This is a genomic window from Rhodovibrio sodomensis, assembly GCF_016583645.1.
Taxonomy (GTDB): Bacteria; Pseudomonadota; Alphaproteobacteria; order Kiloniellales; family Rhodovibrionaceae; genus Rhodovibrio; species Rhodovibrio sodomensis.
Genome location: NZ_NRRL01000184.1, coordinates 1 through 6,173 on the forward strand (window position 1 = coordinate 1; position 6,173 = coordinate 6,173).

Here is a 6,173-nt window from a genome sequence, read left to right on the forward strand (position 1 = left end):
TCAGCTCGGAAACCCCCGGCGGCATGCTTTGCTTCCCCCTTCAAGGCACTCACGCTCACCTCACGCGTGTGTGACGGTAGCTTGGTACCCCGCCTGCGTCACGGGACCGTGATGCGATCGTGCTTTTTCCGGTCGACCGGAGACTGGCTAGATTTGGCGTCCCGAGAGACAGCAAAACCGTGGGGCCCGTCATGACCTTCCTCCCCTCCCGGCCGTCCGGCACCCTGATCGACGCCTTCAAGGCCAACCCGGCCGCCGCCGTCCCCTTGCACCGCTTCGCCAACGAGATCATGCGCGGCGACGGTCCGTTCACGCCCGGCCAGCGCGAAGCGATCGCCGCCCGGGTGTCCGCCGCCAACGGCTGCGGCTTCTGCCGGGACTCCCACCGGATCGCGGCGCTCGCATTGGGCATGGACGCCGACGCGCTCGAGGCGACCGTTTCCGCCGCCCCAAGCGCCCACCCGGACGGCGCGCTCCGGCCGGTTCTCGCCTACGTCGACAAGCTCAACGCCGCCCCCGATACCCTCGAAGCCGCGGATGTCGACGCGGTGCTGGCGGCCGGCTGGCCGGAAGCGGCCGTCGAGAGCGCTGCCCTGATCTGCGGCTTCTTCAACCTGATGAACCGCTGGGTCGAGGGCACCGGCATCGAGAACACCTCCGCGTCGGCGACCGCCGCCGGGCGCATGGTCGCCCGCCAGGGCTACGAAGCCATCAGCGACGCGCTCGCCCGGGAGGAGCTCCGTGGCTGAGCCGGCGGATCCGCACACGACGCTGGCCCTCGCCGACTGGCGCCGGCGGGTCAACGAGCTCTACGCGGCGGTGCGCGTCGCGCCCGATCCCCAAGCCGCTTGGCGCATGTGGCGGGCGGAACGCGACGACCTCTTGGCGGTCCATGCGCGATCGCCGCTCTCGGAGGAGCAGAAGCGGACGTTCACGGGGCTGACGGTGTTCGATTACGATCCGTCGTTTCGCTTCACCCCCGACCTCGATCCGGTCGCGGACGCCGCGGCCTACGGGATCGACATCGGCCAGGACGGCAGCATCAGCCTGCTGCCCTTCGCCCGGACGCGCGGGCTGGCGGCCGCGCTCGGCGGCGAACTGACGCTGTACTGGATCGGCGGCTACGGCGGCGGTGTCTTCCTGCCATTCGCGGATCCGCATACCGCCACCTATACCGGGGGTCGCTATCTTCTGGACGGGATCAAAGGGGCCGACCTCGGCCGCACGGATGCCGGATCGCCGATCCTCGACTTCAACTTCGCTTACAACCCATCGTGCGCCTACAACGCCCCGGACCAGCCCTCGGCGGGTTGGGTCTGTCCGCTTGCCCCCGCCGAGAACCACCTGGCCTATCCGGTACCCGTCGGCGAACAAGGTTTCTACACGTGCACGTAGGGGACTTCGCGCCAATGCGAATGGGCTTATGGCTTGTTTTGTCGGGGGCAACAGACGGCCTGTTATCTTAGCGACTTTGCCGACCGCGATGCCTTCTCACCGGCCAAATCTCCATAAGGGCAGCCGAGACGACCAGGGCACCGCCGAGCGCCTCAACAGGTCCCAGCCGCTCACCGGCGAAAAGCGCGGCTGACACGACGCCAACAAGCACTTCACCCATTAGCAGTATGCCCACGCGCGCCGGTTCAAGGCGGGCGGTCGCCCACAATAACCCTGCCATCGAAAGGCCCCACCAGAGGCCGCCCGACGCGATCACCCAAATCGCCGTCTCGAGCCAGACATCCGTCGGCGGCAGGCCAGGCCACGGCGCCAGGGTTGGCGCCAGCAGGGCAGCACAGCCCAGAGCGCCAAGCGCGAAAACGAACGCCGTCTCTCCCGGCCCCGCGTTGGCCTGCGCGCGTATGCTGGTCGAAGAGACGGACCAGAGGACGCCAGAGGCAAGCCCCAGCCAGTCACCAGTGGTGGTCGGCACCGGTACGCCCGTGTCATCACCCAGAACCAGGACCAGGCCGAGAAGACCGACCAGGATCGCCGCGACGCGCAACCACGACATCGTCCAGCCCATGTAGTATCGGCCGATCAACGTGCTCCAAACCGGCGTCAAATAGAACAGCAGAATGACAATCGCCACGCGGCCGTAAACCAAGCCGGCCGAGTAGAGCACGAAGGCGGCTCCACCCAACGCGATCGCCACAAGCGCCAGAGGGCTGGCCTCGGACAACCGGTGGCGACCGCGCACGCCAAAGGGCGAAAGGAGCAGCGCGGCTGCGGTCACGACAAGGAGGGTACCCCACGCGCCAGGCAGTGCGATCTCAGCCAACCGCCGGACAGGGACCCAATAGACACCCCAAAGGCTGCCGGTCCCGAGGACAAGCAGTACAGCGAGCGTGGTCGTGCGGTCTTTGGACATAGAGGGTGGTCTACTGTGACGTGGCGCGCGCTTCGAGCGCCGTCTAAACTGAAAACGTTAGGTTTTCCAAATACCGCGTGTGATCAAGAATCGTTCTTCCGGCCACATCAGCGAATTCAGCGTTGGCCAAGATTTTTCCAATAGGTCTTTATACCATCATTTTTTCGCCGGAGATTTTACTGATCGGATCACGAGAGCAAAGGTTCGAATCTCACCACCTGGCAGAAAAACCTACGGCCGCCCCAGCGGCGATGTTCGCAGTAAGCGAAGACGTCGAAAGAGCCGTCTCGGACGATGGCCATGGCGATCGTCGGACCGCCATGGCCTTCTTCTCCGAAACGTCGGTCGTGTCGCATCACCAAGAACGCAACAGGGCCGCCTCAGGCAGCGTCCTTTTGCCATTTTCCGCTAGAGAACGCCGGGTCGAGGGGCGTCTCCGCTTGGTGGTTGACGTAGTTCGACAGCGTCTTGAGCGCCACACCCAGCATCACCTCCAGAACCTGCTGGCGATCGTAGCCGGCATCGAAGAACGCCTGAGTCGCCGCATCACTCGGCCAGCCGCGGCTCTGCACGACTTCCTCGGTGAAGCGCCGCAGGGCCTCAAGTTTGGGATCGGCGATCGGGGTGCCCTCACGCACCGCTGTGACGACGTCGTCCGGGACAGACTGCATGCCAGCGATCACCGTGTGGGCGGCCATGCAGTAGTCGCAGCCGTTGGCGTAGCTCACCGCGAGCAGGACTGTCTGGCTTTCGCTCGGCGAGAAAGACGCCTCGTCGAACAACTGGTTAAGTGCGGGATAGGCCTTCATGACCGCGGGTGCTTCAGCCATGACGCCGAGCAGGTTGGGAACGAAGCCATAGGCCTGCTCCGCCTGGCGGAGGCCGTCTTTCGCGGCCTCGGGAGCGGTTTCGATGCTGTGGACGGGATAGGACATGGTTCTGTCTCCTTCAGGTTTCTGGTCGGAACATCGCCACCCGGCTCGCCGCCGTGCGCGATTACTGGGTGGCTCTCGGGAGGCGGACGAGCGCCTCCTCGGCGACGGTCTCCAGTAACCGACGATCCGGACGGCTACGGGCCAGCACCAGCATGCCGAGCAGACTCGCCAAGAGCCCCGCACCGGCCGACGCCGCGTCGAGGTCCGCTCGGACTTCGCCAGCGGCCTGGGCCTCACGGATCTTGCGGACAAAGAACGCCTCGATCTCCACCTGTTTCTTGTCCACGATCTCGGCCACTTCGGGATCGTGTGGCGCAAGCTCGATCGCCGTATTCGTTAGAAAGCAACCGCGACGCTCACCGTCGATCAGCTCCGGAACCCAGTCCCGGAACACTCTCTCGATACAGCGCAACGCAGACGTTGTACGCTCCGCCTCGGCTAGGCGGCGGCGTCGAACGTCACGGTCGTAGGCCTCCAGCGCCGCAAGAAAAAGGCCTCTCTTACCGCCGAAGGCCGCGTAAAGGCTGCCGCGTTCGACACCTGTCTGTGCCACGAGATCGTGGATCGAGGTTCCCGTGTAGCCGCGGTTCCAGAAGAGGTCAGTAGCCCGCTCCAAGCACCGCTCGATGTCGAAGGCACGCGTCCGCGCCATGGCCGCCCCCTTTCACGGGGAAAGTGACCATTCTGGAATGATCGTTCAAGAACTCTGCGGCCCACTGGTGATCACGATCCTGGGAGCCTCGATAGGAGACCGGCCGATAGTCGGTGCTCTTAGACGTCCGTGACGACGTCGCGTCCGCCATGAGGATCGGTTCGCGCTCTCAGTTCCCGAACCAGCGCACGGACAAATGAGATGATCGAACAGGAGCTTTAGCGATTTCGGCGAGCGGATTCGGCCTACTGCGCCCGGAAGAATGTATTGGGAGACGAATTTCTGGGGACGAATTGCCCCTGCCGGCGAATCCTCCAATGTTCCTCACCGGCCAAGCGCTGCTGATCGTGCCGAAATGGCCGGACGCGCCCGCCAATGCTGCAAAGAAGCAGGTCCCGGCGCCGGGGGTAAGCGCCGGGACCTCGAGCCACACGCGCAGACAGACAAGAGGGGGAAAGGTCTGTCGGGACAAGAGAGTTGGCGTGCGGCTCAACCTTTCGACGTCAGGCGAGGCGGTCGGGGGTTAGCGGAGCGACCTCCCGGCCCGCGGTCGCATTTCGTCGGCGTACAGATCGATCTCCAGGCGATGCACGCCGTGCAGCCGGGTTTGGCCGTCGAGGTCCGTAACGCGAGCGCCGTCGTTGCGATCGTAGGTTGGAGTGGATCCGGTCTCTAATGCACCATGCGATGTTTCCGGCATGCTCAGGTCTAGCCCATCGGGATCCGTCGACGCCGTCGACAACATGCTGGCGGTCGGCGCGGCGGCGACTTGCAGCCCTTGTGGACCGGCACCGTACGCGTCCTTGGCGCTGACGAGGAGGCCACCGAAGACGATGCCCGCGGCCAAAAGCATGGCCTCGGCGGCGCGATCCTTGCGGCGCATACGCTGGCCGGCGTCGATGGAACGATGGGTCCGTGTCGTATCGATGCGGGTCATGACATGACCTCCGGCTGTTGCTTCGTTCGCCTAGGTTCGAACGTGGCCCATCGCGACACGAACAGATGTGCCCGGGATCACACCTCACGCGTGCTTGACCGTTCGCGCGTTCTTGTGAGGCTTGGACGATTGCGATCCGCGCCCACCCGCGATATCAGCGACCTGGGCACAACCGTGTTGCTACGTCCCTTGCTTGGCGCCGAACGGAGCATGATGCTGCGCAAGGACAAGGGCGACATACACAAGGCTTGCGATCGCGCTAAAATACTTGCGCAGCAACTGGCGGGACTGCGCCACACAACCTGCCGAAGAGACGGCCTATGCCGGTTACCACCCGTCGCACCTTTCTCACACACACGGTCCTTGGAGGTGCCGCGGCCTCGCTCGCCGCGCGTCCGCACGCGGCACATGCCGTCCCGCTGAAGACGCTGAAACTCTGGGGCCCGCCGGCAACCCCGTCGGTTACGCTTGTCAATGCTGTCGCCTCCGGAGGCCTCGAGCGTGTCGCGGAGACGCCGACGTTCAGGTCGTGGAATGGCTTCGACGCGTTGCGGGTGGGCCTCAGGTCAGGTCGGATGGTCGCTTCGCTGGTGCCGGCCACTCTGGCCGCTCGGCTGTACAACGAGGGAACTCCCATCCGGCTGGCCAACATCATGACGGAAGGGCTTCTGTACGTGATCTCGGCAGACCCGGCCATCGCGTCGATTCCCGACCTCGCCGGGCGGAGGCTGGCTGTCCCGTTACCCGGTGAAGCCCCGGAAATCGTGTTCACCCGGCTTCTTCGTCACCATGGTATCGAATCCCGGGATGCGGAGATCTCTTATGTCGCTACACCGGCCGCCGCTGTGGAGGGCCTCCTGGCGGGTCGGGTCGATGCCGCCATGGTGCTCGAGCCGGCCGCCAGCGCCGCCATGGCGCGGGGACGTGAAACGGGCACGAACGTGCAACGCGTTATCGACCTCACGGAAGCCTGGGGCGACGTGACCGGAGAACCGGCACTTTTACCGATCGCCGGCCTGGGTGTCACCGACGACATATACACGGCAGCACCCAAGGCGATACGACCGCTTCAACTCGCACTGCAGGAAAGCGTCGAGGAGATCCGCGCGTACCCGTCCGCAGCGGCGGCAACCGCGCACGAAACGCTGGGCGTTTCCCAATCGGTCCTGGCCGCGTCAATTCCCTACGCGCGTCTAGTGGCGCGCGAGCCAACATCACTGCGCGGAGTGATCGAAACAATGTTCCGGTCCGTCTCTAGCCCCGACCTCAACGAAATCGGCGGCA

General features: G+C 65.0%; 7 protein-coding genes. 3 read left to right on the top strand and 4 right to left on the bottom strand.

Translation table 11 applies throughout. From position 1 onward, the window contains the following. The first annotated feature begins 191 nt into the window (after positions 1–191). The gene (locus tag CKO28_RS26370; RefSeq protein ID WP_200344246.1) at positions 192–749 is read left to right on the top strand and encodes a carboxymuconolactone decarboxylase family protein; all 558 of its coding nucleotides are present in this window, start codon (positions 192–194) and stop codon (positions 747–749) included. Further along, positions 742–1,395: a DUF1684 domain-containing protein gene (locus CKO28_RS26375; protein ID WP_200344248.1), complete on the top strand. Its 654-nt coding sequence runs from the start codon at positions 742–744 to the stop codon at positions 1,393–1,395. Before CKO28_RS26370 ends, CKO28_RS26375 begins: the two co-directional genes overlap by 8 nt. Before the next feature lie 67 nt (positions 1,396–1,462). Here CKO28_RS26375 and CKO28_RS26380 read toward each other — a convergent pair whose 3' ends face one another. From CKO28_RS26380 to CKO28_RS26395, 4 genes are all read right to left on the bottom strand, one after another. Continuing rightward, positions 1,463–2,365 carry a DMT family transporter gene (locus tag CKO28_RS26380; RefSeq protein ID WP_200344250.1) on the bottom strand — a complete coding sequence of 301 codons (903 nt, stop codon included), beginning with the start codon at positions 2,363–2,365 and terminating at the stop codon, positions 1,463–1,465. A gap of 380 nt (positions 2,366–2,745) precedes the next feature. Further along, the gene (locus tag CKO28_RS26385; protein WP_200344252.1) at positions 2,746–3,300 is read right to left on the bottom strand and encodes a carboxymuconolactone decarboxylase family protein; all 555 of its coding nucleotides are present in this window, start codon (positions 3,298–3,300) and stop codon (positions 2,746–2,748) included. A 61-nt stretch (positions 3,301–3,361) separates the two neighbouring features. Next, positions 3,362–3,952: a TetR/AcrR family transcriptional regulator gene (locus CKO28_RS26390; RefSeq protein ID WP_200344254.1), complete on the bottom strand. Its 591-nt coding sequence runs from the start codon at positions 3,950–3,952 to the stop codon at positions 3,362–3,364. Positions 3,953–4,475: 523 nt separating this feature from the next. Beyond that, complete coding sequence (locus tag CKO28_RS26395) at positions 4,476–4,889, bottom strand: hypothetical protein (RefSeq protein WP_200344256.1); 414 nt, start codon at positions 4,887–4,889, stop codon at positions 4,476–4,478. 320 nt (positions 4,890–5,209) lie between these two features. On the opposite strand from CKO28_RS26395, the gene CKO28_RS26400 reads away from it, so the two are divergent. Next, positions 5,210–6,173, top strand: a 964-nt coding sequence (locus CKO28_RS26400; protein ID WP_207168944.1) for an ABC transporter substrate-binding protein, incomplete at its 3' end; no start/stop codon positions are given.

Excerpts from the sequence above, each read along its gene's own strand:
- CKO28_RS26370 (WP_200344246.1), top strand. The coding sequence starts at position 192 with ATGACCTTCCTCCCCTCCCGGCCGTCCGGCACCCTGATCGACGCCTTC.
- CKO28_RS26385 (WP_200344252.1), bottom strand. The coding sequence starts at position 3,300 with ATGTCCTATCCCGTCCACAGCATCGAAACCGCTCCCGAGGCCGCGAAA.
- CKO28_RS26390 (WP_200344254.1), bottom strand. The coding sequence starts at position 3,952 with ATGGCGCGGACGCGTGCCTTCGACATCGAGCGGTGCTTGGAGCGGGCT.
- CKO28_RS26395 (WP_200344256.1), bottom strand. The coding sequence starts at position 4,889 with ATGACCCGCATCGATACGACACGGACCCATCGTTCCATCGACGCCGGC.
- CKO28_RS26380 (WP_200344250.1), bottom strand. The coding sequence starts at position 2,365 with ATGTCCAAAGACCGCACGACCACGCTCGCTGTACTGCTTGTCCTCGGG.